This is a genomic window from Acidiferrimicrobium sp. IK, from assembly GCF_025499425.1.
GTDB lineage: Bacteria > Actinomycetota > Acidimicrobiia > Acidimicrobiales > Palsa-688 > Acidiferrimicrobium.
In genome coordinates this window covers 1-26,184 of sequence record NZ_JAIMCB010000009.1, presented here as the reverse complement: position 1 = coordinate 26,184, position 26,184 = coordinate 1, and the positions used below count along the sequence as shown (strand labels likewise).

24 protein-coding genes are annotated in these 26,184 nt (G+C 69.2%); 21 read left to right on the top strand and 3 right to left on the bottom strand.

Going from position 1 to position 26,184, the window contains the following annotated elements:
* The first annotated feature begins 47 nt into the window (after positions 1–47).
* From K6U06_RS15290 to K6U06_RS15225, 14 genes are all read left to right on the top strand, one after another.
* Positions 48–350 carry a metal-sensitive transcriptional regulator gene (locus K6U06_RS15290; RefSeq protein ID WP_262322820.1) on the top strand — a complete coding sequence of 101 codons (303 nt, stop codon included), beginning with the start codon at positions 48–50 and terminating at the stop codon, positions 348–350.
* 41 nt (positions 351–391) lie between these two features.
* Positions 392–2,971 carry a heavy metal translocating P-type ATPase gene (locus K6U06_RS15285; RefSeq protein WP_262322819.1) on the top strand — a complete coding sequence of 860 codons (2,580 nt, stop codon included), beginning with the start codon at positions 392–394 and terminating at the stop codon, positions 2,969–2,971.
* A 39-nt stretch (positions 2,972–3,010) separates the two neighbouring features.
* Positions 3,011–3,217 carry a heavy-metal-associated domain-containing protein gene (locus K6U06_RS15280; protein WP_262322818.1) on the top strand — a complete coding sequence of 69 codons (207 nt, stop codon included), beginning with the start codon at positions 3,011–3,013 and terminating at the stop codon, positions 3,215–3,217.
* Between the two features lie 49 nt (positions 3,218–3,266).
* Positions 3,267–4,457 carry a prolipoprotein diacylglyceryl transferase gene (locus K6U06_RS15275; RefSeq protein ID WP_262322817.1) on the top strand — a complete coding sequence of 397 codons (1,191 nt, stop codon included), beginning with the start codon at positions 3,267–3,269 and terminating at the stop codon, positions 4,455–4,457.
* Between the two features lie 107 nt (positions 4,458–4,564).
* Complete coding sequence (locus K6U06_RS15270) at positions 4,565–4,696, top strand: hypothetical protein (RefSeq protein ID WP_262322816.1); 132 nt, start codon at positions 4,565–4,567, stop codon at positions 4,694–4,696.
* On the top strand, positions 4,693–5,046 hold the full coding sequence (locus K6U06_RS15265) for an NADH-quinone oxidoreductase subunit A (protein ID WP_262322815.1): 354 nt from the start codon (positions 4,693–4,695) through the stop codon (positions 5,044–5,046). The genes K6U06_RS15270 and K6U06_RS15265 overlap by 4 nt, the downstream gene beginning before the upstream one ends.
* A gap of 512 nt (positions 5,047–5,558) precedes the next feature.
* Positions 5,559–6,377 carry a hypothetical protein gene (locus tag K6U06_RS15260; RefSeq protein ID WP_262322814.1) on the top strand — a complete coding sequence of 273 codons (819 nt, stop codon included), beginning with the start codon at positions 5,559–5,561 and terminating at the stop codon, positions 6,375–6,377.
* On the top strand, positions 6,370–7,302 hold the full coding sequence (locus tag K6U06_RS15255) for a complex I subunit 1 family protein (protein WP_262322813.1): 933 nt from the start codon (positions 6,370–6,372) through the stop codon (positions 7,300–7,302). Before K6U06_RS15260 ends, K6U06_RS15255 begins: the two co-directional genes overlap by 8 nt.
* 13 nt (positions 7,303–7,315) lie before the next feature.
* Positions 7,316–7,864, top strand: coding sequence for an NADH-quinone oxidoreductase subunit J (locus K6U06_RS15250; RefSeq protein ID WP_262322812.1), 549 nt, complete (start codon positions 7,316–7,318; stop codon positions 7,862–7,864).
* Complete coding sequence (locus K6U06_RS15245; protein ID WP_262322811.1) at positions 7,861–8,166, top strand: NADH-quinone oxidoreductase subunit NuoK; 306 nt, start codon at positions 7,861–7,863, stop codon at positions 8,164–8,166. Before K6U06_RS15250 ends, K6U06_RS15245 begins: the two co-directional genes overlap by 4 nt.
* A gap of 13 nt (positions 8,167–8,179) precedes the next feature.
* Positions 8,180–10,039 (top strand): proton-conducting transporter membrane subunit, encoded by a 1,860-nt coding sequence (locus tag K6U06_RS15240; protein ID WP_410051061.1) that lies wholly within the window; start codon positions 8,180–8,182, stop codon positions 10,037–10,039.
* Between the two features lie 4 nt (positions 10,040–10,043).
* Positions 10,044–11,552, top strand: coding sequence for a NuoM family protein (locus K6U06_RS15235; RefSeq protein WP_262322809.1), 1,509 nt, complete (start codon positions 10,044–10,046; stop codon positions 11,550–11,552).
* Between the two features lie 31 nt (positions 11,553–11,583).
* The gene (locus tag K6U06_RS15230; protein ID WP_262322808.1) at positions 11,584–13,005 is read left to right on the top strand and encodes an NADH-quinone oxidoreductase subunit N; all 1,422 of its coding nucleotides are present in this window, start codon (positions 11,584–11,586) and stop codon (positions 13,003–13,005) included.
* Between the two features lie 242 nt (positions 13,006–13,247).
* Complete coding sequence (locus K6U06_RS15225; RefSeq protein ID WP_262322807.1) at positions 13,248–14,699, top strand: APC family permease; 1,452 nt, start codon at positions 13,248–13,250, stop codon at positions 14,697–14,699.
* A 594-nt stretch (positions 14,700–15,293) separates the two neighbouring features.
* Here K6U06_RS15225 and K6U06_RS24740 read toward each other — a convergent pair.
* Both K6U06_RS24740 and K6U06_RS15220 read right to left on the bottom strand, forming a co-directional pair.
* Positions 15,294–15,836, bottom strand: coding sequence for a cytochrome c-type biogenesis protein CcmH (locus K6U06_RS24740; protein WP_410051060.1), 543 nt, complete (start codon positions 15,834–15,836; stop codon positions 15,294–15,296).
* A 113-nt stretch (positions 15,837–15,949) separates the two neighbouring features.
* Positions 15,950–16,501 (bottom strand): TlpA family protein disulfide reductase, encoded by a 552-nt coding sequence (locus K6U06_RS15220; RefSeq protein ID WP_262322806.1) that lies wholly within the window; start codon positions 16,499–16,501, stop codon positions 15,950–15,952.
* 279 nt (positions 16,502–16,780) lie between these two features.
* Between K6U06_RS15220 and K6U06_RS15215 the strand changes: the two genes are divergently transcribed.
* Positions 16,781–18,316, top strand: coding sequence for a multicopper oxidase family protein (locus K6U06_RS15215; RefSeq protein ID WP_262322805.1), 1,536 nt, complete (start codon positions 16,781–16,783; stop codon positions 18,314–18,316).
* Here the strand turns inward: K6U06_RS15215 and K6U06_RS15210 are convergent.
* Positions 18,313–18,474 carry a hypothetical protein gene (locus tag K6U06_RS15210; protein WP_262322804.1) on the bottom strand — a complete coding sequence of 54 codons (162 nt, stop codon included), beginning with the start codon at positions 18,472–18,474 and terminating at the stop codon, positions 18,313–18,315. The genes K6U06_RS15215 and K6U06_RS15210 overlap by 4 nt on opposite strands.
* A 303-nt stretch (positions 18,475–18,777) precedes the next feature.
* Here K6U06_RS15210 and K6U06_RS15205 point away from each other — a divergent pair, with 303 nt between their 5' ends.
* The 6 genes from K6U06_RS15205 (at position 18,778) to K6U06_RS15180 (ending at position 26,066) form a co-directional block, all read left to right on the top strand.
* On the top strand, positions 18,778–19,968 hold the full coding sequence (locus K6U06_RS15205) for a C40 family peptidase (protein ID WP_262322803.1): 1,191 nt from the start codon (positions 18,778–18,780) through the stop codon (positions 19,966–19,968).
* A gap of 499 nt (positions 19,969–20,467) precedes the next feature.
* A complete protein-coding gene (locus tag K6U06_RS15200; RefSeq protein WP_262322802.1) occupies positions 20,468–21,193 on the top strand; it encodes a PspA/IM30 family protein in 726 nt (241 codons plus the stop codon).
* Positions 21,194–21,287: 94 nt separating this feature from the next.
* The gene (locus tag K6U06_RS15195) at positions 21,288–22,472 is read left to right on the top strand and encodes a hypothetical protein (protein WP_262322801.1); all 1,185 of its coding nucleotides are present in this window, start codon (positions 21,288–21,290) and stop codon (positions 22,470–22,472) included.
* Positions 22,473–22,811: 339 nt separating this feature from the next.
* The gene (locus tag K6U06_RS15190; RefSeq protein ID WP_262322800.1) at positions 22,812–24,263 is read left to right on the top strand and encodes a LysM peptidoglycan-binding domain-containing protein; all 1,452 of its coding nucleotides are present in this window, start codon (positions 22,812–22,814) and stop codon (positions 24,261–24,263) included.
* A 243-nt stretch (positions 24,264–24,506) separates the two neighbouring features.
* Complete coding sequence (locus K6U06_RS15185) at positions 24,507–25,169, top strand: Crp/Fnr family transcriptional regulator (RefSeq protein ID WP_262322799.1); 663 nt, start codon at positions 24,507–24,509, stop codon at positions 25,167–25,169.
* A gap of 504 nt (positions 25,170–25,673) precedes the next feature.
* Positions 25,674–26,066 (top strand): prepilin peptidase, encoded by a 393-nt coding sequence (locus tag K6U06_RS15180; protein WP_262322798.1) that lies wholly within the window; start codon positions 25,674–25,676, stop codon positions 26,064–26,066.
* The last annotated feature ends 118 nt before the right edge of the window (positions 26,067–26,184 follow it).

Below are 26,184 nucleotides of genomic sequence, written 5' to 3'. Positions count from 1 at the left end.
CTGATCGAGCGCCGCTAGTACCCACCCCCGGTATAGTATCACCCGGGATGAGCAGCGGAGGAGGGTACGTGTACGGATATTCAGCGGACCGGGAGGCCTATCTCAAGCGGCTGCGGCGGATCGAGGGGCAGGTCCGCGGGTTGCAGCGCATGGTCGAAGAAGACCGCTACTGCATCGACATCCTGACCCAGGTGTCGGCGGCCACCAAGGCCCTCCACGCAGTCGCTCTCGGATTGTTGGAGCAGCATCTGGGCCACTGCGTCGCCGAGGCGACCGCCGCGGGCGGCCGCGAGGCCGACGACAAGGTCACGGAGGCCACCGATGCCATCGCTCGGCTCCTGCAGTCATGAACGGACCGAGAACGGTGCCCAGCGAACATGAACGAGCGGCCGTGACCACTGACGCGACCTCAACCACCCTCGATGGCCACGCCGCCAGCAGGTACGCGTTCGGTGTCGATGGCATGACGTGCGCGTCGTGCGTGCGGCGCGTCGAACGGGCCTTGAGTGGCGTGGAGGGCGTGGTGTCGGCCCGGGTCAACCTGGCCACCGAGTCCGCCGAAGTCGACGTAGCCGGCCCGGTCGACACCGGCTCACTGGCCAGCGCAGTGAAATCGGCGGGCTACCGCGCCGTCCTCGCTGACAACACCCCCCATTCCGGCTCGTCCGCGCCGGGACGGTCGACCCTGCTCGAGGTCACCGGCATGACCTGCGCGTCGTGCGTGCGGCGCGTCGAACGGGCCCTGAGTGGCGTGGCGGGCGTGGTGTCGGCCCGGGTCAACCTGGCCACCGAGTCCGCCGAAGTCGAACTCGCCGGGCCGGTCGAGTCCGCGGCGCTCGTCGAAGCGGTCCACTCCGCCGGTTACCAGGCCACCGTGGCTAAGCCGGTATCGGACCCGGCCGAAGAGGCCGCCGCTCGGCGGGCCCGCCGGCAGGCAGACCTGCGGCGACGGCGGGTCAAACTGGCGGCCGGTGCCGCGCTCAGCGTGATGGTCCTGGTGCTGGCCTACGGGTTTGCCACCGCGGGCTGGTCGCCTTACGTGCAGCTGGCCCTCGCTCTGCCGGTGTTCGCCTGGGTGGGGTCAGGATTCCATCTCGGGGCGCTGAAGGCGGCCCGGCACCAGGCAGTCAACATGGACACCTTGGTGTCCCTCGGTTCGACCGTGGCCTTCGCCTACTCGGTGGCAGCCACCTTCGCCCTACCCGGGAAGGCCACCTACTTCGATGTGGCCGCGGTGATCGTCACGCTTATCTCGGTCGGCAAGTACCTCGAGGTGCTGAGCCGAGGCCGGGCCGGCGACGCCATCGAGACCCTGGCCGGGCTGCGACCCCGCACCGCCCACCTCCTCGCCCGGGCCGGAGCCCCCACCGACGCGACCGCTACGGCCACGCTCGAGGTGGGCGCCGACGCCCTTCGCGTCGGCGACGCCATCCTGGTTCGCCCCGGAGAGGCCCTCCCCGCGGATGGGACGATCCTTGATGGAGCGGCGGCGATCGACGAGTCCATGGTCACGGGTGAGAGCGTCCCGGTGGCCAAGGCTCCCGGCGACGAGGTCACTGGGGGCACGGTCAACGGCCTGGCACCGCTCACGGTCCGGGTGACCCGCACCGGTGCAGAGACCACCCTGGCGCGCATCACCGCCCTGGTGGAGCGGGCCCAGCTCGGCAAGTCCAAGGCGCAACGCCTGGCCGACCAGGTCTCGTCGGTGTTCGTCCCGGTGATCCTGGTCGTCGCCGCGGTCACCTTCGGGGGGTGGTTCGCCACCGGTCATGCTCTGGTCGCGTCGCTGATCCCGGCTGTCGCAGTGCTGGTGGTGGCCTGCCCGTGCGCGCTCGGGTTGGCGACGCCGGTGGCGGTCATGGTCGGCACGGGCCGGGGCGCCGAGTTGGGGTTGTTGATCTCCGGCGCCCAGGTGCTGGAGCGCGTCCGTGACCTAGGGGTGGTGGTGGTGGACAAGACCGGGACCCTCACCGTGGGCCGCCCCGAGATCGTCGACGTCATCACCATCGACGGCGCCGACGGCACCGAGGCGCTGAGGTTGGCTGCGACCGTCGAGGCTTCCTCCGAGCACCCTCTGGCCCGGGCCGTCGTGTCCGGCGCCGAGCGGCGTGGCATCAAGCTGGGCATGGAGGCGGTCACCGTCGAGGTCAGCCCCGGCGGCGGCATCGAGGCCGAGGTGGAGGGCCAACGGATTCAGGTCGGCTCGCTGGACTGGCTCGCCGCAGCGGATACCGCGGCGGGCCCAGTATCTGACCAACGGTTAGGTCGGGCCGTGGCCGCAGCGGACCGCCTCGCCGGTCAAGGTCACACACCGGTGGGTGTGGCGATCGACGGAGAGATCCGACTGGTTATCGGTGTCGCCGACGCGCTCCGACCTGACGCCGCGTCGGGGGTCGCCCACCTGCGAGCCCAAGGCCTGCGAGTGGTCCTCGCCACCGGCGACCGGGCCGAGGTCGCCGACGCGCTCGGCGCCCAGGTGGGCGTGGACGAGGTCCGGGCGCGGCTGCGCCCCGAGGACAAGGCCCGTCTCGTCGAGGAACTGCGGACCGTTCACGGCGCGGTGGCGATGGTCGGCGACGGCATCAACGACGCTCCCGCTCTGGCCACCGCCGACATCGGCATCGCGGTGGGTACCGGGACCGGGGTGGCCATGGCCGCCGCCGACATCACCCTGGTCCACGGCGACGTGGGCGCCGTCGCCGATGCCATCACCTTGTCCCGGGCCACCAGGCGGATCATCTGGCAGAACCTGGGCTGGGCGTTCGGCTACAACGTCGTCCTGGTCCCCCTGGCCGCCTTCGGGGTCCTGCCCCCCATGCTCGCCGCTGCGGCCATGGCGCTCAGCTCGGTAAGCGTGGTCACCAACGCGTTGAGGCTCCGACGGTTCGGACGCAGCGACCGCGCCCAACAACCGGGCGGCTCCACCGACCGGGACGCCACCGCCGGGCCGGCCATTCCTGCCGCGGCCTGACCCATCAGCCAGTACCAACAACAGAAAGAAGAACGCACCATGACCACCCTCGATGTGATCGCCAACGACATCTCCTGCGCGCACTGCAAGGCCAGCATCGAAGGCGACCTCACCCAAGCGCCCGGCGTGGACCGCGTCGAGGTCGACATCGACACCAAAGCCGTCCATGTCGTCTACGACGACACCGAGACCACGCCCGACGCCATCAAGGCCAAGCTCACCGACATCGGCTACCCCGCCGCCTAATCCCCCCTCCCTCGCACCAACTCCGACTAGCAGTAGTAGCATCCCGGGTGTGTCGTCTGCGAAAGCCGGTCAGGTTCCCGCGCCGCCCGAGCCGTCCGATGCGGTCCCGGCTGAGCCCCAACGCCAGCCGGGACTGCTCGACCGGGCCGCCCAAGAGTTGCTGGCCGTCACCGCCTGGTGCCCGCCCCCGTCGCCCGACAAGCCTGACACCCTCGCCGTCAGGTTCGCCGGCCACCTCGTCAAACCCCGCTTCGACGAAGACGACGGCGAGCAATCCCCGCCGACCAACGACCGTTTCACCCTCGACGAGACCTTCGAACGGGTCGGCCGAGCGGGCCCCGTCGCGGTGACCGCTCGCCTCAGAGACCTCACCCCCGGTGACTGGTCGGTGACGGCCGCGCTGGTCGGCGAAACCGATGCCACCAGACGCGACGGACGGCCCGCCCGCCGCAGCGCCGACGTGGGGCTGCCGGTCTCGTCGTGGTCGCTACGGCGACGACCGCCGGCCAATCCCGATGGGTGCCCCCTGTCCACCCATCTGCCGCCTTTGGCTGTTGCCGCCGGGATCATCCCGGTCGTGTGGGCGGCGACCGCTGTCATCGGCACGGTTGTCGGGCTGATCGTCCAGCAGGTCATCGTCGCCGATCTCCGCCCGCGTCCGGGCGGGACGCTGACCGTGTCGGTCGCGGGGGTCGCCGCCGGCATCGTCGCCGCCAAAGTGTGGTTCGTGGCGTTGCATTTGCATCGCCGCGAGCCCCGCTTCGAGGGCTGGGCAGTCCAAGGCTTCCTCGCCGGGTTCGTCATCGTCGCCGTGTCCCTGCTGCTGGCGTCGGGCACCCCGGTCGGGGCCTACCTCGACACGGCAGCCCCCGGGTTGTTCACCGGCCTGGCCATCGGCCGGGTCGGCTGTTTCTTCGCCGGCTGCTGCTCCGGCCGCCCCACCACCTCTCGCGCTGGCCTGTGGTCGTCAGATCAGCGGGTCGGCACCCGCCGGGTCCCGACCCAGCTCCTCGAGTCGGCCCTGGCGGCGGCCGTGGCGCTCGGAGCGGGCCTGACCGTCGGGCTGGGCGGTGTGTCGTCAGTGTGGCTGTTTCTCGCCGCGGTCGGCGCTTACACCGCCTTGCGCCAAGCCATCCTCGGGCTCCGGGTCGAGGCCCGCCAGTCCAGAGTCGGCCCCCGTGCCGTCGCCACCGTCGCCGCCGCGGTCGTCGCCGTGTCGCTCGCCGCCCTGGTCTTCTAGGGGCGGCGGGCGACGAGCTGTCTCGAGACGACCCTCTGCGCCCAACGAGAGGTCCCCTGCAGCTACGACCTGCTGTCGCAGCGTCGCGTACACTCGATCGGGATGCAATGCCTCGCCGCACCACGTGCACCTCGACGATGGCGTGGGAACGTGAGGACCCGGTGGCCGCGGACAGCGTCGACGGGGCGGACGTGACGCTCATCACGGTCGGCTCGCAGCGCCAGGCCGGCCGGCGATGACCGGGGATTTCGTGCCGGTGTTGGTCTTGGCCGTGGTGACGGTCGGCGTCGTCGGGGCTATCTACGGGATGAGCCGGCTGGTCGGGGTGGACCGCGAGCCGTTACGGGCGGCACCGTTCGGTTCGGGCCTGCTGCCGGGCGAGCACGCGCTGAGCCGGTTCCATGTCCGCTGGTACACCCTGACGATGCTGTTCTTGGCGTTCGACATGGAGATGGTGTTCATGTACCCCTGGACGCGGGTCGTCGCCGCCGTCGGTGCCAGTGCGGTGATCGAGATGTTCAGCTTCTTGGCGGTCCTGCTCGCTGGGGTTGCCTACGCCTGGCGTGAGGGGGCGATGCGATGGGCGTAACCCACCGGATGTTGAGGGCGGCCGCTCGGCGCCCGCACGTGCTAGTGGCCGCCATGCCCACCGGCACCCCCATCCGCCTGGCGGTCGAGGCGCAATTGCGGAGACGGAACTGGCCGACGGCGTGGAGCCCGGCCGACGCCGACGTGTTGGTGGTGTGCGGTTCGGTCCCGACAGGTCTCAGGACCGCGGTGGAAGAGCTTTGGGCCGAGATCCCCGGCCCTCGTTCCCGCACCTGTGTCGTCGCCGCCGTCTTGGCCCCGGGCGCGCTGGACGCGGCCAAAGCTCGGCTCGCAATGCCAAACCAGGAACGTAGCGGTACACCGGGCCGCTCGGACCCACGCGCCCATGCGACGCCGCCGGATCAGATGGCAGCTGGTGCGATGTCACCGCCCGGCCCGGATCCCGCCGACCGCCATCTCGACGTGTCACCTGACCAGGACCCCGCTGGCCAAGGTGAGGCCCATCAGGGCTCCGGGCCGGACATCGACCAGCAGGGACCGGAGCATCCGTCCATGTCTCACGGCGACATGGACGACGGCATGTCGATGCCAGCGGGTTTGGCGATGGCGGAGCGGGGCGACGACCGCGACGGCCTCAAGCTCGACCAGCTCCACGCCACCCTCGGTCCGCTGCTGGTCGGCTGGCCTGCCGGTTTGGTGCTGCGGGTCACCCTGCAGGGCGACATCATTCAATCCGCCCGGGGCGAACTTGTCGGCGCACAAGGACGCGGCTCGTTTTGGGTCGAGCCGGCGACACGGGCGATGTACGGCGAGGCGGTGACCGTTGGCGAGGCGGCACGGCGCACCGCGGGCTGCTACCTGGACCGTCTCGGCCGCTTCTTGTGCGTGGCCGGCTGGCCCGACCCCGCAGCCGCCGCCCGCGTGCTGCGTGACGACGTCCTGGCCGGTGCAGCCCATCACGAGGTCGCCAGCCGTTTTGCTGCCGTGGCCCGCCGGGTCGGACGTTCCCGCACGCTCAGGTGGATGACTACCGGGCTCGGTGTGCTCGGCGCCGCCGACGCGACCGCTCTCGGTGTGACCGGCCCGGTCGCCCGGGCCGGCGGCGACGTGACCGCCCGCTACCGGCAGTGGCTGGCCGAGGCGGCCGAAATGCTCGACCTGGTCGACGACCCGGTGCTGCTGACCGCTCACGGCGACGGTCGAGCGCTCGGGTACCTTCACGATGCGGTGACCCCGCCCGAACCGCTGCTGGCTGCGATCGAGCGCCTCGTGGTGGGCGCCGAGATCGGCGCGGCCCGGCTCATCGTCGCCAGCTTCGACCCCGACGTCGACGAGATGGCCGGCCATCCCGCCTCGGTCGCCGATGGTTGAGTCCGCCTCATTGTGGGCGGTGCTCGCCGTGCTGCCCCTTCTAGGCGGGGCGGCGGTGGTGGCCGTTTGCGCCGACCGGGCTCTGGCGGCCCGGGCCGCCGGTCAGCCGTACGGTCCCCGGACCATCGCGGCAGGGGTCGGCTCCGACACCGCCCGGCTGCTGGTCGGCCAGCGAAGGACGACGCTTGCCCCTGACCGGCTCCTGTGGCGGCTGGGGCTGATCGCCGTGCCGACAGCGGCGGTGCTGGCGGCGGCGGTGATCCCCTTTGGGCGGTGGGCGGTCGACGACCTCGGGGTGGGGGTGGTGTGGTTCAACGGCATGGAGATCGCCACGTGGGCGGCGCTGTGGGCGGCGGGGTGGGGACCCAACAGCGTGTTGTCGCTGGTCGGCGGGTACCGGATGGTCGCCCAGGGACTGGCCTACGAGTTGCCGCACATGTTCGCCCTGATAGGGGCGGCCACCGCGGCGGGGTCGTTGCAGGTGGGGACGATCGTCGCCCACCAACGTCACCTGTGGTTCGCGGTGTGGATGCCGGTCGGGTTCGTGGTGTATCTGCTCAGCGTGCTCGGCTTCTCTTTCACCGGCCCGTTCGACCAGCCGGCCGGCGTCGACGTGGCCGGCGGGGTTTTCGCTGAGGTGGCTGGCCCGGACCGGCTGATCCTGGCCGCTGGCCGGTGGTTGCTCCTGACCGCGGGTGCGGCGATGGCGGTCCCGTTGTTCCTCGGCGGCGGTCTCGGCCCGGTCCTGCCCGCTTGGGCGTGGTCGACGGTCAAGACTTTCGCCGTGCTGGGGGTTCTGGTCGGGGTCCGTCGGTCGGTGCCGACGGTGCGCCTGGAGCGGTGGATGCCGGTGGCGTGGACGGTCCTGATACCGCTCACCATCGCCCAGGACCTGATTGCCGCTCTGGTGGCGGTGTCGAGATGAGGTCGGTGTCGAGATGAGCGGGGGAGCGCTGATGGGCGCCGTGGCGTTCTGGGTGCTGGCCGTCGCCGCTGTTGCCTGCGCGGTAACGGTGTTCGTGGTGGACTCGATGGCGCGGGCCACCTTCGCGCTGCTCGCCTCGTTCCTCTTCGGCGCCGGGGAGATCATCCTGCTCGGCCTGGACTATCTGGGCGTGGTCATCGTGGTGATGATGATCATGGAGATGGTGATCATGGCGGTGTTCATGGTCATGTACATGATGAACCCGGCCGGGCTCATGCCGATGTCCATGGTTCACAACCAGCGCGGCTCCCTGCTCACCGCCGGCACTGTTTTCGCCTCCCTGGCTGCCGGGATCTTTTTGGTTCCTTGGCCTGCGCGTGGTCCGCACCGGCCGGCCGACCCGACGTTCGATCTCGGCAAGTCTCTGATGGGGCCGCACATGTTGACCATGATGCTGCTCGGGGTAACCCTGTTCGCCACCATGGTGGTGACCGTCGTGCTCGCCTCCCAGCAGGGCCGCTACGACCGCCTCGGCGACGACCTGAAAGGCAAGGCTCGATGAGTCTGGAGGTGTTCCTGTTGCTGGCCGCGGCCCTGTTCTCGGTAGGGGTCTACGGGGCGCTGTCCCAGCAGTCGATCGTGATGTTAATGATGGGCCTGGAGCTGATGCTCAACGGGATCACCGTCGCCGCCGCCGCCTTCTGGTACTTCATCGGCCCGGGCGCTCCTAGTGACCAGGTGGTGGTCGTGGTGGCGGTGGTGGCCATGGCCGTGGAGATGGCCGTCGGGTTCGCGGTGACCACCGCCATCTTCCGGGCCCGGGACGTGGACATGACCGACATGGCCGCGGACCTCAAGGAATGAGCGCCGCCGGGTGCTGATATGGGTGTTGCTGGGGGTGCCGCTCGCCGTCGGGGCGGGATTGGCCGTCTGTGGACAGCGGACGGATCGGGTGGCCGCCCCGGTGGGTGTGGCGGCCGCTTCGGTCACGCTCGGGTTGGCCGTCGGTGCCGCAGTGCTGCGCCCGTCGGCCAGCGCACCGCTGTTCATCGGGATACGGGCCGGGTTCGCGGTAGACGGGCTCTCCGCCGTGCTCGTCGTCACCGTCGCCGCGGTCACCGTAGCGGTGCTGGTCTTCGCCGCCGCCGACATCGGTGCCGGCGAGGCTCGCAGCCGGTTCTTCGGGATCATGCTGGTCTTCGCCGGGGCCATGGTGGTCACGGTCACCGCCACCGGCTTGGCGGTGTTGTTGATGGGCTGGGAGGTCATGGGCGCCACCAGCTGGGCGCTCATCGGGTTCTGGTGGCACGACCGGCGCCGGGTGGAAGCCGGTACCACTGCGTTCGTGACGACCCGCGCCGGTGACATCGGCTTGTACATGGCGGCCGGCGCCGCCGTCGCCGGCGGGGCCGGGTCGCTCCAACTGGACGCCCTTCCCAGGTTGGGGTCCCCGTGGCTCGATGTGGTCACCGCCGGGGTGGTGGCGGCCGCCCTGGGCAAGTCGGCGCAACTGCCGTTCAGTTTCTGGCTGTCGCGGGCCATGGAGGGGCCGAGCCCGGTCTCGGCGCTGCTGCACTCCGCGACCATGGTCGCCGCCGGCGCCTACCTGCTGTTGCGTCTCCACCCGCTCCTGGCCGCCTCCGGGTGGGGTCAACCGGTGGTCGCCTGGGTGGGGGCGGCGACCGCGGTGGCGCTCGGACTGGTCGCCGTCGCCCAGCGCGACCTCAAACAGCTGCTGGCGGCGTCGACGTGCGCGCAGATCGGCTTCATGGTCCTGGCCGCCGGTGCGGGTGGGGTGGCGGCGGGCACCGCCCAGCTGGTCGCGCACGCCGCGGTGAAAAGCCTGCTGTTCCTGGCCGCCGGGGCGTGGCTGAGCGCGCTCGGCACTAAACAGCTGGCAGCCCTGGCCGGCGCCGGCCGCCGGTACCGCCTCGTCGGCGTCACCTTCACCGCCGGCGTTTTGGCGTTGGCCGGGATCCCGCCGCTGTCGCTGTGGGCCACCAAGGACACCGTCCTGGCTGCGGCGCTGGCCCGCGACCCGGGCCTGTACGCGGCCGGGCTGGCCGCCGCGGTGATCTCGGCTGTCTACAGCATCCGCGCCGCCCGCCTGATCTGGCTTCCCGCCCCCGTCGAGGGCAATGCCGCCTACGACACCGAGAGGCCCGGCACACGCCGGGTCGGCCCGCTGATGGCCGCCCCCCTGGTGCCCCTTGCTGCCGCCGCAGTGGGCTTGGGGGTGTACGCGCTGCCCGCCGTGACCGCGGCGTTCGAGCGGACCGTGGCCACACGGGGGGAGCCCGGGCCGCCCGGGTGGTCGCTCGGCCTGTCCGCCGGGCTGGCGTTCGCCGCGGCGGCCGCCACGTGGCGCCTGACCGGCCGGGCCCGTATGCCGGCTGCGGTCACCGCCACCCTCGGCGGGTGGCTCGGGCTGGAAGCCGCCGCCCACATGGTGGTGGTGCGCCCGACGCTGCGGGCGGCCGGGGCGCTGGCCCGTTTCGACGACGACGTCGTCGACGGCGCCGTACGCCGGCTGGCCGCAGCCGCCGTCGGGTCCGCCGGTGTGGCCGCCCGGGTCGGCGAGGTCGGCGTCGACGACGTGGTGGCCGGCGTGGCGAGCGGAGCCCGCCGTCTCGGCCGGATCGCCCGGCGCCCCCAGACCGGGCTGGTCCACCAGTACTACGCCCAGGCCGCCGCCGTCCTTGTCGTCCTCGTGGCGATCATGGTCTTGGTCGGTTGACGGCGTGCTGAGCCTGATCGTCTTCTGGCCCGCAGCAGCGGCGTTGGCCCTCGCCGTGCTCCCCTCACGGCTCCCCGGTAAGTGGTTTCTCCGAGCCTGGGTGGCGATCTCCGCCGTCGACCTGGCTCTGGTCATCGCCGTGTGGGTCGCCTACAACCCGCACGGAGGATTCGGGTTCACCGAGAACCTGAGATGGATCCCCTCCGCCGGTGTCGGCTACCACGTCGGCGTCGACGGGCTGTCCCTGCCGCTCGTGGCCCTGACCTCGGTGCTGTTCCTGGCCTGCGCCGTCTACTCGCTGCGAGAGACCCGCCGCCCCCGGACCTACGTGTGCCTGTTCCTCGGGCTCGAAACCGTCTGCATCGGACTGTTCGTCGCCCTCGACCTCATCGTGTTCTTCGTGTTCTTCGACCTGTCCATCGTCGGCATGTACTTCGTCATCGCCGGCTGGGGACACGGTCCAGCCGCCCGGGCCGCGGCGCTCAAATTCTTCCTCTACACCTTCGTCGGGTCGCTCGCACTGCTCCTCGGGTTCATCGGCCTGTACCTGGCCGCCACCCCCCACACCTTCGACATCGTGGCCCTCATCCGAGCAAACCCGCTCGCCGGGCGCGGCGCATACGCCGGGGCGGTCCTGGCCGCCATCGGCGTCGGCCTGGCCATCAAAACCCCGACCGTCCCGTTCCACACCTGGCTGCCCCCCGCCCACACCGACGCCCCCGCCACCGGATCGGCCATCCTGGCCGGGGTGCTGCTCAAGATGGGCACCTACGGGTTCGTGCGCATCGCCATGCCCCTCCTCCCCGACGCGTGGCGCCGCTACGCTCTGGTCTTCATCATCGTCGGCGCGCTCAGCGCCGTCTACGGGGCGCTGGTCGCCCTGGCCCAACCGAACCTCAAACGGATGATCGCCTACACCAGCGTCAACCACATGGGCTACGTCATCCTCGGCGTCGGCGCCGCCGGGGTCCTCGCCGGCACCGACGCCCAAGCCCGCTCCCTGGCCGTCACCGGGGCGGTCACCCAAATGGTCTCCCACGGGCTCATCACCGGCGCCCTGTTCCTGCTCTCCGGGACGCTGTGGGACCGCACCGGCAGCTACCAGATCGACGCCCACTCCGGCCTCGCCGGCTCCGCCCCCGCCTTCGCCGGGCTCACCGCGCTGGCCGCCTTCGCGTCGATCGGGATCCCAGGGTTCTCCGGGTTCGTCGCTGAGTTCCAGATCTTCGCCGGAAGCCTGGCCTCCCAAGTCGCGGCCACCACAGTGGCCGTGCTCAGCATCGTCATCACCGCCGGGCTGTTCCTCCGGGCCCTGCAACGAATGCTCGTCGGACCGCTCCGCCTCCCCGAAACCGTCCCCGCCGGAACCGGCTTCGCTGATCTCACCGTCCGCGAAGCCGTTGCCGTGGTCCCGCTGCTGGCCGTCTCCGCGGTCATCGGCGTCGCCCCCCGATGGCTCCTCGATGTCATCGAACCGGCCGCCCGCCACCTCGTCGGCCTCGTCGCTCGATGAGCACCAGACAGACAGCGACCCGCGGGACCCCGTGAAGGAGAACCCTGCCGCCCTGATCCCCGAGATCGCCCTCGTCGCGGCTGCGGTCATCGGGCTCCTGGCCGGAAGCTGGCTGCCCCGCCGACGCCAATGGGTCGTCCGGGTCCTGGCCGCCGGCGCCTGCGTGGCCGGGCTGGCCGCCACTGCGGCCGCGATGCTCGACACCCCGCAACGGGTCTTCGACGGCAGCTACGCCGTCGATCCCGCCACCAACGCCGCCCGGGTCATCATCCTGGCCGCCACCCTGCTCGTGCTCTGCCTGTCGGTCGACGCCGTCGGCGGCCACCGCCACGAAACCGAGTTCTACGTCCTCGTCCTCCTCGCCTCCGCGGGAGCGATCGCCCTGGTCGGCGCCGACGACCTGCTCACCCTCTTCGCCGCCTACCTCCTCGCCAGCGTCCCCAGCTACGGCCTCGTCGGTCTCCTCCGCAACCCCCTCGGCACCGAAGCCGCCCTCAAGTACTACCTCCTCGGCGCCCTCCTCGGGATCGTCATGCTCACCGGGACCACTGTCCTGGTCGGCGTCGCCGGCACCAGCAGCTATCCCGGCCTGCGCGACGCCCTCACCGGTGCTCCGCCCGCCGCGGTTGCGTTCGGGGTGGTGGCCGTGACCGCCGGCATCTTGTTCAAGATCGGCGGTGTTCCCGCCCAGTTCTGGGTGCCCGACGCCGTCGATGGCGCCTCCACCCCCGCCGCAGCGTTCGTCAGCACCATCCCCAAGATCGGCGGTCTCGGCGCCGCTTGGCGTCTCTACACCCACGCCCTGCCCGCCCACAGCGTCGACTGGGCGCTCCTAGCCGCCATCGTCGCCGCCGCGTCCATGACCCTCGGCAACCTGGCCGCCTTCGGCCAGACGAAAGTAAAACGACTCCTCGCGTACTCCACCGTCAGCCAGGTCGGCTACCTGCTCATGGCCGTCACCGTCGCCGGCCGATCGGGTCTCGCCCAGCGAGCCCTGTGGTACTACCTGGCCGCCTACGCCGTCACCAACCTCGGCGCCTTCGCCGTCGTCGCCGAACTGCCCTCCGCCGTCACCATCGAAGACTACCGGGGCATGGCCCGGCGCCACCCCGCCCTGGCCGCCGCCCTCGCCGTCTGCCTCCTCGGCCTGGTCGGCACCCCACCCACCGCCATCTTCGTCGGCAAGCTCGAGATCTTCACCGCCACCATCAACGGCGGCTACACCTGGCTCGCCGTGCTCGCCGTCGCCAACACCGTGGCCAGCCTCTACTACTACCTTCGCTGGCTCGCCCCCGCCTTCCTCGCCGCCCCCGCCGACCGCGAGGACGCAGCTCTCGTCACCGCCGGCACCTGGAGCGCCGCCGCCGCCTACACCGCAGCCGCCGCCTCCGTGGCACTCGGGATCGGTGCCGGCATCGCCCTCCCCCTCGGAGCCGGCCGCCTCCTTCCGTGACGGGCGGCACGGCTTCACAGCAGCGCTTCGCATCCCCCCCTTCAAGAAGGCACGACGGGCCTGGCCGCGGCGAGCTCGGGAGAACGGGCTTGTCCTGATCTACGACCGACGGGGCGGTGCAAACCACGAGGCGTCGTTGAGTGCAGGCGTAGCGACATTTGCCTCCACCTGCGAGCTACTAGCATTACGGGTTTCTAATCGCTGACGGCGGCTCTCGGGTGTGCCGGGGGGAAGAACGATCCGTGACTGACACGCCTGACGTCCCCAGGCAGCCCCTCGTGGCCCCCTTGGGCGCCGTGGGACAACGCCGGCTGGCCCAGTCGTTCCGTCTGTGGGACTTGGTGCCGTTGTCGGTGTCGAGCGTAGGCCCGATGTTCTCGGTGGCCGCCACCGGCGGGGTCATGGCCGCGCAGGCCGGTTGGTGGACGCTGCCTGCCATTGCCATCCTGGCTGTGCCGTTCGTCATCTCGAGCTTCGTGTTCCGCCTGCTCAACCGGCACTTCCCCCATGCTGGCGCTTCCTACCACTGGTCGGCGCGGGTCATCGGTCGCGGGGTATCGCGTTACCAGGCGTGGATCTTGATCCTGGCCTACTTCTTCTCGATCCCACCGATTGCCATCCCGGCCGGCTCCTACACGCTGGCGTTGATCGCACCCGGGTACCAGGCTCCGCCAGTGGTCCAGATGGGCGTGACGCTGTTCTGGATCGGCTTCGCAGCGGTGCCGCTGCTGCTCGGCGGTCGGCCCACAGCGCGAATCACCCAAGCATTCTTTGTGGTGGAGATGGCCTCGCTCGCCGGGTTCGGCATCTTCGGGGCGCTCAGCTGGCACCGGCTCTCGGTGCCAATCCACTTCGGAGCGCCCCCCATCGGCGGCATCCTCATCGTGGCCGTCGTGGCCGCCACGATCCTCGATGGTTGGGAGATCGACAGCTACGCCGCCGAAGAGTCACAGCGACCGCGCAACGACCCCGGTATCGGCGGCATCGTCGGCGCCTTCGGCGCCCTCATCTTCTACGCCGTCCTCTACCCGCTCATGCTCGGCGAAACCCCCCTGCGTCTGCTGGCCAACTCCACCGACCCCCTGGCCATCTGGTCTCATCGTCTGGTCCCAGGGGCGCCGTGGATCATGCTGATCCCCATCCTGTTGTCAACCGCAGGCGGCCTGTGGCTCACCAGCTTCATCCTGACCCGAGCCCTCTACGCCATGGGACGAGAGCGGCTCATCCCGAGCAGCTTCGCCAAACTGAACGGCCACGACGTCCCCCACGTCGCCATCGGCTCCGTGCTCGGCCTTGCCGCCGTGGTTGTAGCCCTCCAGCTGTTCGTGTCCTCCCTCAGTTCGTTCTTCACTCTGGTGCTCTCGGCAGCAGGGTTCTTCCTGCTCGCCGAGTTCTTCTTGGATTCCGTCACCGCGGTGGTGTTCCTGACCGTCGGTCACAAGCTTCTCCCCGACGTTCGGCTTCAACCTCACGGTCATCGCCTCCTTCTTGTCGGCTCGCTGTTCTCCAGCGTGATCATGGGAGCGCTGCTCGTACTGTTCTTCGTCTACGGGCCCAAGGCCATCGGCGGTGGGGTCGACGAGACCTTCGCCGCTCTGCTCGGCCTCGGCTTGGCGTTTGTCTGGTGGACCAAACGCCGGCGCCTCGCCCCGGTCGCCTTCGCCGGCAACGACATCGCCGTCGGTAAGCCGTGACATCATGAACACCCGTGTGTCCTATCAGGCCGAATGAGCCGCCGCTTGCTGTCGCTGCGGACGCCGTCATCGCGGAACTGCAGGCCAACGGAGCCGAGCAACGGCCGCGCGGCGCGTCACCAGCGAGGTGCCCCTTGCCAGCGGAGTTCATCGTCACCTCAGCGCCGACAACTGTGCAGCGAAGTCCACCAGCGTAACCCGACGCGGCTGAATCCACCATCTACCGGAACTTCGCCGTTCTCGAGGAAATGGGTCCGGTAACTGACGTCCATCTCGATCACGGGTTCGTCAGTTTCCATCTCCACGCAAACGCACCGTCACCTGGTTCGCCAGCGCTGCCGTTTGACGATCGACGTACCCGCCCGCGAGTTCGACGACCCGACGCCGACGCCTCGCCGGCAATTACGAGTCCACCATGTCAACGAACATTTTGCAAATTCCCGGCGAATGCCACAGCTACCGGGAGCACTACCACGAGTAGGCGGCTGTTCGTAGCGTTCACCCGCCATTTTGACGTAATCGACGAGCACACCCGCTTCCCCGGGACTGGACTCTGTGAGTCACTTGCGTCGAGATCCCGCCGTCGCCGATTGGTTAGCCGACTTCGGATGACCGGTCATCTCCCTGCACCCGGGACGCGTTCGGCGCCGCTGGGGTATCTGCTCGGCGATCACGGTCGCCGCTTGAGCTCTCAACGGCGGGCACTTGGGTTGGTGGGGCCTCGCGCCGCTCGGCAGCCTGCGATCTTGCTATCTCGGCGCGCAGGGCGGCTGGAGGCGACGGTTGTGTCGCGAGAGCGGCCGCTACCAACGCCCGGTCCTCCTCGCTCAGCACCGAATCCGCAGACCGTTTGTGACGGGATCGGCGGAGCCCGACGACGAGCACGACCGCCGCGGCTGGGATCACCACCACCGGCAGGTACCACACCAAGGCGGTCAGGCCGTGAACGGGCGGCGACTCCAAGATCCCAGTTCCGTACCGGCTGACGAGGTAGGCACGGATCTCGCCGGGGCTTTGCCGGGCCTTTAGGCGTTGGGCGATGTCAGCGCGGATGGCCCTGGCGGCGTATACCTGTGATTCAGCCGCGGTCTCGCCCTGGCACGTGGGGCATCGGATCCCTGCGGCGATTGATCGCACTCGGGCAGCGAGCGGTGTCGGCCCGGCGGGGCGGTGGGAGCCGACGACCAAGGCGAACGCCACCACCACACCGAGGGCCGCCCAGGGGAGGACCTTGCCCAGCCGTCGCGGCGTCACAGACCGCGGGCCTTCGCCTTGGCGAGCAGGGCGTCGAGACCTGTTGCGGTGGACCCGCCGGTGACCTTGCCCACAATGACCCCGTTGGGGTCGATCAGGAAGGTCTCGGGGATACCGGAGACCCCGTAGTTGAGGGCGACCTGGCCGCCGGGGTCTTGGACCGCCGGCCAAACACCGCCCTTGGCGCGCAGGAACCCCTGGACGCTGGGGGTGTTGTCGTTGTAGATGACCATGACCAGCTGGACGTCACCGCTACTGCGGTGGGTGGCGACGAAGCTGGCGAGCTGCGGTTGCTCCACTTGGCAGGGGGTGCACCAGGTGGCGAAGAAATTGACGATCACCCACCGCCCGGTGAGGCCGCCAAGGGTGGTGAAGGGGGAGGGGGTGACTGACGGGCCGGACACCGGCGGGGCGCGATGGCCGATCAGCGCGCTTTGCACCTGCTGGTTGGCAGCGGGCGGCTGGACGGCGAACACCGCGATCAGGGCGATAGCGATAAGACCTACACCCGACGAAAGCCACCGTGCCCGGTGCTCACGAAAGCTCACGGGTCCTCTATCGCGCCTCGTCGAACGACATGACGTAGTAGAAGGTAGCTCGGCTGGACCCGGTAGTCGATTCGGCATGCGACAGCTTCGGGGCCGTGTGCACTGGGAGGGCTGGGGTTGGGACGTCCAAATGCCGGCGGCAGCGCACCCGGCCGGTTTCACTGTGGTCCTGGCCTGACCTACTGTTCTCTGACAGCAGGTCGTACTTGCACCTGTCGATCCCCCCGCCAGGATCGGTCCCGGGTTCGGGGCTGGACATGAGAAAGGTTCCCCGCGCCCGTGAATTCGTTGACCCGCCGCCAGTTCCTGTCCCTCACCGGAGGGGCAGGCGCCGCCGTTGCGTTGGGCGCCTGCGGCGCCAGCCCGACGGCACCGGGCGCAATAGGGCCGCAAGCTTCGGTGGTGGCAGCGGTCGACGCCCGCCGCTACCGCAACGGCCTCACCAAGGCTCTGGCACTCACCGCGGCGCCGCTCACCGTCGACCTCGCCGGACGGCAGGTGCCCACCTGGGCGTACGCCACCGAGCTGGCCACCCCCGAGATCCGGGTCACCAAGGGCACGGAGCTCGCGGTCACCTTGCGCAACGCGCTGCCCGAACCGACGACGGTCCACTGGCACGGGATCGCCATCCGCAACAACGCGGACGGCGTGCCCGGCCTCACCCAGAAAGCCGTGAAGCCAGGCGCCGAGTACCTCTACCGCTTCGACACGCCCAACCCCGGCACCTACTTTTTCCACCCCCACGTCGGCCTCCAACTCGACCGGGGCCTGTACGCGCCGCTTGTCATAGAAGACCCCAACGAGGCAGGCGGCGACGTCGACCAGGTCATCGTCTTGGACGACTGGCTCGACGGCATCAACGGACAAACCCCGGATAAGGCGCTCGCCGCCCTCAAGGCAAGCGGTGGGATGATGAATCGCGGCTCCGACAGCCAATCGAGCGGTATGAACGCAATGGGCGGCATGAGCGACAGCTCGGCGCCCACCAACGCAGCAGGGACGGCCATGTCGTCGATGACCTCCGGGGCGTTGGGCGGCGACGCCGGCGACATCGCCTATCCGATGTACTTGCTCAACGGCCGCCCGCCGGCCGATCGGCCTACTATCAACGCTGCGGTCGGCGCCAAGGTACGCCTGCGGGTGATCAACGCCGGCTCCGACACCGCCTTTCGCGTTGCGGTTGAGGGCCATCGGCTCACCGTCACTCACACCGACGGCTGGCCCGTGCAGCCCGTCACCGTCGATAGCTTCATTATCGGGATGGGCGAACGCTACGACGTGGAACTGGTCGCGCGCAGCGGTGCCTGGCCGCTCTACGCCCAAGCCGAAGGCAAGACCGGGCACGCCTCGGCGGTGCTGCGCACCAACGACACCAGCGCCACGTCACCTCGCGATGTGCCGCCGGGCGGTCTCGGCGGTCAGCTGCTCGCCTACAGCGCCCTCCAGCCGACCGAACCGGCCCGGCTCGCCCCCCGCCAACCGGATCGCGCCTATACGGTGACCCTCGACGGGTCGATGTCCGGCTACCGCTGGTCGCTCGGCGGAGACGCCGACCGTCTCGATCCCCGGCAAGGACAACGGGTACGGATCACCCTCGCCAACCGCACCATGATGTGGCACCCCATCCACCTCCACGGGCACACCTTCGCCCTGCCCGGCTACGGAGGCACCCGCAAGGACACTGTCAACATCCTCCCCGGGCGTCAGGTCGCCATTGACATCGACACCGACAACCCCGGCCAGTGGATGCTGCACTGCCACAACGTCTACCACCAAGGCACCGGCATGATGACCACGTTCAGCTACCGCACCTAACCCTGCCCGGGGGCGCCGAGCGTCGCCGCCGGCTCCTCGACCGCCCGGGCGACACCCCTGACCCGCTCGGCACCCCCACCAGCGTCGAAGCACCGAGCAGCCGTCCCCGTTTCGTCGACACGGAACTCGGCGACCACCCCGACCCAAATCAGTCCCAACCCAGTTCATGCTCCGCCCGGCCAGCGCCGGGAGGTTGATGAACTGCAAGGGGAGCGGCCAAGGGGCCGAACCCCCGCGCCGCTCCGCCTCGACCATCTGGACCTCACAGGTCGCCGCTCGACCGACCAACCCTCACGTGAGGCGGTTCGACCACCGCCAGGCCTTTCACGAGACCAGATCGCGGCATGAGTCGGCTAACGCAACAGAGTCCCGGTTCTACAGAACCAGGCTTCGACACCTCCGGTATCTGCGACAAGCAGTAGTTGACCAGAGGTGGGCGCTCCCCTAGAGTTCGTCGCTACATGATTGCTCGACGGCGTCTTCCCCGCCGGGTGGCCATCGGCGCAAGCGTAGCGCTGTTCGGCCTCCTCGCCTCATCGGTCCCCGCCCGAGCAGACGAGATCAGCGACAAGCGAGCCCAGGCGGCGCAGCTGGCCACGCAGATCGATTCCCTCGGTTTGCAAGAATCTGCGCTGTCAGAGCAGTACGACAAGGCCGTGCTCACCGAGCAGCAGACGGGACAACAGGTCGCGGTCGCCCAGCACCTGGTACAAGCGGCGACCGCCAACGCGGCCAAGGCGCGCCTGGCAGTTCGTAAGGTCGCCCTCGATGCGTACGTCGGTGGGGGAACCGCCACGCTGGCCGCCCAAGCGGCTGCCGGCCTGCCGAGCGCCCAAAACGAGCTCCTCCGCAGCGAGTACGCCACCGTGCTGGCATCCAACCAGCAAGACGCCCTCGACCAATACCGAGTCGCCGAGCTCCAGGCCACGACCGCCGAGAGACAGCTCTCGGGCGCGCAACAACATGCAGCTGCACAGGTAGGCGCGGTGAAGTCTGCCGAGACGTCGGTGCAACAAGCCCAGTCCCAGCTTCAAGGCACCTACGCCCAAGTCAAAGGGCAACTGACGACACTCGTCGCCCAAGCCCAAGCCGCGCAGGAAGCCCAACGGGAACGCCAGGCTCAACTGGCCTTGGCGCAGCAACGAGCCGCCGAGCAAGCACAACTCCAGCAGGCTCAGACCGCTGCCGAGCAACCGCAGCAGGCGCCGGCCGCCGCCTCGCCGGTCGCTGCTGTGACGCCGGCGCCTGCCCCTCCGGGTCCGGCCAGCACAACCGACACCGGCCCACCGACCCAGCCCGCTCCCGCCGGCAGCGGCGGTGCGACCGCCGTGGCAGCCGCCATGACCCGTCTCGGCGACCCGTACGTGTGGGGAGCAGCAGGTCCCAGCACCTTCGACTGCTCCGGGTTGACCATGTGGGCCTGGGCCTATGCCGGGGTTTCACTGCCGCACTACAGCGGGGCGCAGTACTCCACCACTGTCCACATCCCTGTGCGCGACCTGCAACCTGGTGACCTCGTGTTCTTCGCCGATCCGGGCGAACACGAGGCCATGTACATCGGCAACGGCCAGGTCATCGAGGCACCCCACTCCGGCGCCGTCGTACGAATCCAACCTCTGTATGCGCAGTTTGTGCTGGCAAGCCGACCCTGACTCCTCCTCCTCACCACCACTCCGGGACGCGAAGCCTGATGACCAATTGACCAGGAAGACCAAGACACCGAGGCCGTCGACCCCCAAGAGGGCCGCCACCAACGCACGGTCGCCCGGCGGGCCGACTCCGGCGGGGAGGTCCAACACCGGGCGCTATAGCCCGCCCGTCACCCCAGAGCTACCCGGCAGCCCGTGGTGGTTGCCGGTCCTCATCATCGTCCTGCTCGTCGGCGGAGTCGTCATTTGCATGACGAGTTATTTCGGGCTCCCTGCCAGCGGCGCCCGAACAGTCTATCTGGTGCTGGGCGGAGCCTTCGTGCTGGCGGGCTTCGTGGCGGCGACGAGGTACCGGTGAGCGGCCACTCTGGCGATCTACGACTGCGTGAAGTAGCTTCGGTCGGATGAACAACACGGTGCCCTGCCCCACCGGTGACGTCTGCCGTTCGAACGCCGCCGTTGCCTCGTGTGGAGAGGAGTGACAGCGATGTCGTGGAGCAAGGTGTTCGGGCGGGCCAACAGTTACGCCCAGGCGAAAGCGCAGTCCGAGTTCGACGCGCACGCTGACCCGAAAGTCCAGGTCGAACAGGCGATCGCTGGCCTGCAAGAACACCATCGGGAGCTGGAAGCGGCTGCCAGCCACGTGATCGCCCAGGAGAAGGTGGCCAAGATGCGCCTGGCCGACCTCTCGGAACAGGAAGCCAAGTACACCAAGTCGGCGCTGGCCGCCAAGCAACAGGGCAACGTCGACGTGGCCCGAACCTTCGCATCGAAGATCGCCAGCTTGCGTGACCAGACTCAGGGTCTCGTCGCTCAGATCCCCCAGCTCGAGGAAGCGGCGAACAGCGCCCGGGAAGCGGTCCAGGAGTCGGCCGACCAGATGCAACAAAAGCTGAACGAGAAGGGCACCATTCTGGCCCAGGTCGATCAGGCGAGGATGCAGAAAGAGATGGCGGCGAGCCTCAAGCAGGTCTCGGACCTGACCCGCAGCGGGGACGTGCCGTCGTTCGACGAGATCAAACAGAAGGTTGCAGGACAGTTCGCCGAAGCCCAGGCATCCACCGAACTGTCGAGCGCCAGCCCCGAGGTGCTCGAAATGCACGCCCACCACGCCGAACTGAACAGCGAAGCGGACCAGATCCTGGCCAGCCTCGACGCTGGAACGTTGACCCCAGCAGCACTCACCGAACGTAGCGGGGCCGCCCCGCAGGCGGCGCCGAGCACATGACGCTCCCCGCCCCGGGGGGACCGCCACGTCTCCACACGGCGGACCGAAATGGTAGCCGCGACCAGATGACAGCCCGTTGCACCGTGATCATCTAATGACGGCGAAACCCGGATTCGGCACCCGCATGGTGGCCCGTTTGCACGGCGAGATACCAGCAGCGGCAGTCGAAGCGTACCGCCGGGCGGGAGCGGAGGTCTACGACCTGATTGGCGAGTTCGATCAGGTCAGGGCCGATTGGGGTGTTCAGGGCGTCACCGCTTGGACCGCTCCTGCCTCGACGCAGATCACATTGCTCGCCGCATGGAGCGCCTTCGCCTTGCAGGTCCTCGGCGACGAGATGATCGACGCCGACTACGCGGCGGACCCCGCTACGCCCGGCTACCTGCCGCCCGTCACCGCCCGCCAAGCCCTGGCGTTCTACGGCCCGGTACCCACCTGGCTGGCGATCGCCCGCGAGGCCCAAGCCAGCGAGTCGTTCAAGCTGGACGTGGCCGTTCCGACCGCTCTTCCGCCTTTCGTAGCGGTCGAACCCTGTCCCCCAGCGCATCTTGCCGCGATGCGAGCGGCAACTACCCGGCTGCGGACCCAAGCAGAGGCCACCCTGTCCGGTTTCTCGCTCGGAGACGACCTTCCCCAACAGCAAGCTCACGACAAGATCAAAGAACTTCGGGCCCGTGCCGACGCCGACGCCGACTACGCCAGTCGCCTGTGGGCCGACCGACTGCCGCCGGGTGTGCACACCGACATCGAGCGTCACCTCAAAACGGCGCTCGAGGGCTACTTCGAGCTCGGACAGCTACTGGCGATGCCCGCAGCCACCCTTCAGCCCCGTTTGGCGCCCTCCGACCACTCGTCCAGCACCGGTGCTCCGTCGGACTTTGACCCATGGTGTTTGACCGACCCAGAAAGCCGCGATCAATGGCAACGCGATCCTCAAGCGCGGCGATCGATCGAAGCGCTCTGGGCCAACGATTCGAACCCCGACGCGACTCTTCGTACCCTTCGCGAGATCGAGACTGCTCTCGCGAAGGGTGATATCGGCTATGCGGTTGACAGCCGCGGTCAACGCATCGGCCACTACTACTGCTGCCCGTGGTCGCCCATCTACGTCGTCAAACGACCCACCATTCTAGGCGGCGTCCACCTCCGAGCCATGGAACAGTTCACGTTCGACGTATCAGCAGAAGAGATCAGCGAAGGCGGCAGATTCAAACGGAACGTTTTAGTAGCCAATTTTCATTCCACCACTGAAGTCGACTACTGCGATCCAGGACAGTGAAGCGAACGGGGGGCGCCGTCGACGAGACGGACGGTCGGAGGGTGACTGCGACGGCGGCACAACAAGACCAAGAGGGTGCTCACGGGAGGCAGGTGGTGATGCCCGACCAAGATCCGCAGACCACGTACGCAACTACCGAGGTGAACGCAGGCGGCTCTGCCGCGTGTGGTGAGGAGGGGAGTGTTTCGTGAACCAGTTCCGACCGACCGTCACGCAGTGTTTGGTGTCGTGCTGACGGCGCCGCACGTACCGGCCGAAAAGGCGGCCTCGGGGAAGTCGACGCTCCCGTGGCGGCCGGCGAGCCAGGTCCGAGTCCGGCGCCGCCGGGTCCTCGTGGGCATGGGTGTAGCGGTAGGGGCGCTCGGCCTGCTCAGTGCCATTCCTGGGTTGGGGGTTCTGCGCTCGGCGGCCGTGGCCGCCGCGGTCCTGGCCGGTGGGTACGCCACGTTGGTGTGGCGGGTCCGCCGTCTCTCGGCCCAGCGGGAGCTGACCGTCGCCTTTGGCGCCCAACCGGGCGTGTGCCTCGATTGGGATGCCTTCGAACGGGAGCTGGGCATCGTCGAGTCGGGCGGCGAGGCGGTCGAGCAGATCGCTTCGGTCGACCTCGGCGCTGGCGACCTGGTCCGCTTCGCCGCCGCGTACGCCCTCGGCTGGGTACTCACCCCTGTCGTGTGGTGTATGCGCTTGGCCGGCGGCGACGACGGCGACGGGTTCGTGGAGCGGGTGGTGCGCCTACAGCAGTACGGACGTTCTCGCTCCCTTCGGGTGCTCACGGTGTCTGCCGCCACCATGGCTGGAGTGACCGCCGTGGGAAGCGCAGGCGCAGTGGCCATGGCCGCCCCGGCGTACACGGTCCATGCCGGCGACACCCTGGCTGCGATCGCGGCCAGCCACGGCACCACCGTCTCGGCGCTCGCTGCGACCAACCACGTGGCTAACCCCAACCTCATCTTCGGCGGCGAGTCTCTCTCGCTCAACGGCGGTCCTTCGTCAGGGGGATCAGCCGAGGGCGGGTCCAGCTACACCGTCCGCGCCGGTGACACGCTGGGTTCGATCGCCGCTCGCTACGGGACCTCATGGTCGGCGCTCGCCGCCGCCAACCGCTTGGTCGACCCCAACACCGTCCTGGTCGGCCAGGTTCTCAACATCGGAGACGGCGCCACGGCAGGGGACGGCGTGACGGTTACGGTGGCCGCGGCGCCAGGGGCCGGGCCCAGCTACACCGTCCGCGCCGGTGACACGTTGGGTTCGATTGCGGTCCGCTACGGGACCTCATGGTCGGCGCTCGCCGGCGCCAACCACCTGGCCGACCCCAACACCATCCTGGTCGGCCAAGTCCTCCAGGTCGACGGGTCGACGGCGCCGGTCTCTGCCGTTGCCACGCCAGCTGCCGCCGCCACCCCCCCAGCGCCCCCCGCACCCCCCGCCCCCGACATCGGCGGCGCGGCCACCGCTGTCCGGGTCGCCCTGGCCCAGGTCGGCAAGCCCTACCAATGGGGCGGCGCTGGGCCGAGCAGCTTCGACTGCTCGGGCCTCGTCCTCTACGCCTGGGCTGCCGCGGGTGTCTCGTTGCCCCACTACACCGTGTCGCAAATGCAGGCCACGACCCCCGTCTCCGAAGGCCAGCTCCAGCCCGGCGACATCGTGTTCTACGGTGGATCTGCACCGTCTCACGACGCCATGTACATCGGTGGGGGCCAGGTGGTGTCGGCCAACACCACCGGCACGAACGTCCAGACGCAGCCTCTCACCTACGACGGCACGCCCACCGGTTTTGGTCGGGTGGGTTGACCTATCCTGCTCCGGTTGAGGTACCAACCTCGCCGCAGAGGTCGGATATCCCGCCGCCGGCCTTCTTTTACAGATGAGGAAGCAAGATCGTTGCAGGGACCCGAAACGGGAAGCCACAATTGGTGACTACAGTTAGGGCCGCGGCCGGTCGGTTCGAGTGAATGTGCCTTGTGCACGAATGAAATGCTCACTCATGTTCACAGCCAAGGCTGGCGTGAGGGATCCCCTGGTAAGTCGCTAGCTATGACGGCCTCTCTTCAGCCGGATGGGATCGCCCGAAGCTTCCTGAACGTATTACCGAATGAGGTTCTTGGTGATGTGACCGCTCGTAGTGTCATCATCAATGTGGAGGCTGGGAGGTTCTTGTATGACCCCGAGCTTGCGGTTCTTGATCGTGGCCTACTTCGCGGCTTCGTCGCGGACAGTACGGGCCGCCAGCTCACGGTGTCGTACCTTGGGGCCGCCAGCGCTGTGGGGTTGACCCATCTGATGGGAAGGAGCTTCCCGGCTGCGTTCCAGGCGGTCCGTGACTCGCGGCTGCTCCAACTGGACCGCGAGCAGGTGACGGAGCTCGGAGAGCGCTACCCGCTTTTGGGTTGGTCTGCGACGCGGGAGGTGACCAGGCGGTTGGATGACGTGTTGGCGGAGGCGACGCGGGTGGCTTTCGGCTCGATGCGTAAGCGGCTGGCGTTCCATCTTTTGGCGCTCACGGCAGCCGACCAGGACGGCGGCCCGGGCCGCCCGGTCCGTCAAGCTGACCTGGCTTTGGCGGTAGGCAGCGTACGCGAGGTGATCGGGCGGACGGTCAGTCAGCTCCGAGATGCCGGCATGGTGTCCACGGGCGCCGCCGGCGTGATGATCGTTGACCGTGCTGGGCTGCGCCGGATCTCCGACGACCACAGGTAGCCCGCGGAGCGGGTGACGAGAGTTGGACTTTGGTCCGACAACGATCCGATCGCGGTCGGACAAAGGTCGCTGACAACCGTCCGTCGGTGCGCCAGAGTGTTGCGGAGGTGACCTGAAAGGGACGTCGTGGCACGCTTACCGCCAACGCCAACGTGGCTTTCGGCTGGATCAGCCGAGGCGCGACCGGTGGTGGGGGCGGGGGGTCCCCGAGCGAGATGCCGATGGTGTCAACTGCCTCGGAAGTCAGATGCGGCGCCTGGTGCTGGGATGGACGGTGCACAGGTGGGCCCGGGGTCGGAGCAACCGGGGGAAGGGCAGCGTCCGCGAGCACAGGCGGCGAGCGGCGGCATCGGACAAGGAGACCGTACGTCGAAGCAGTTGGTCGGGGCGGGCGCCAGGAAGGCGGCTAGCGCTGCGAGAGGGGCACGAGTGGCGGCTTCGTTCACGCCGGCCGGTTACCCCCTCCGTTACGGTCCACCGTGGCGATGGGCGATTGTGACGGCGATGGCAGCGGCGGTTGGGCTGCGCTTCGGTGTGACCTGGTCGACCCCGGGACTGATGGTCTGGGGGGCTGGGTTGGCGATGCTGGCGGTGAGCGATCTGGAGCGGATGATCCTGCCGAAGCGGCTGGTGTATGCGACGTTGGCGGTCACGGTGGGCTGGTTGGTGCTGGCGGCTGGGATGCACGGTTCGTGGGGGCGGTTGGGCGGAGCGTTGTTGGCGGCCGCCGTGGCGGAGGGGCTGTTCGCGGGGGTGGCGTTGACTCGGCCGGAATCGTTGGGTTTTGGGGACGTGCGCCTGGTGGGCTTGATCGGGCTGGGCGTGGGGTGGGTGGGGCCGTGGCTGGTAGCGGTGGGCGTCGCCGCCGGAGTGATGGCGGCCGGGGTCGTCGCCTGAGTCCCCCCGGGTTTGGTGCAGTGCCTATCCCGTGGTTTCGGCCATGGGGGAAGGAGACTGCTCCCGATGGGTCGACCGAAGAAGTATTCCGATGAGTTCCGCCGCCGGGCGGTAGACG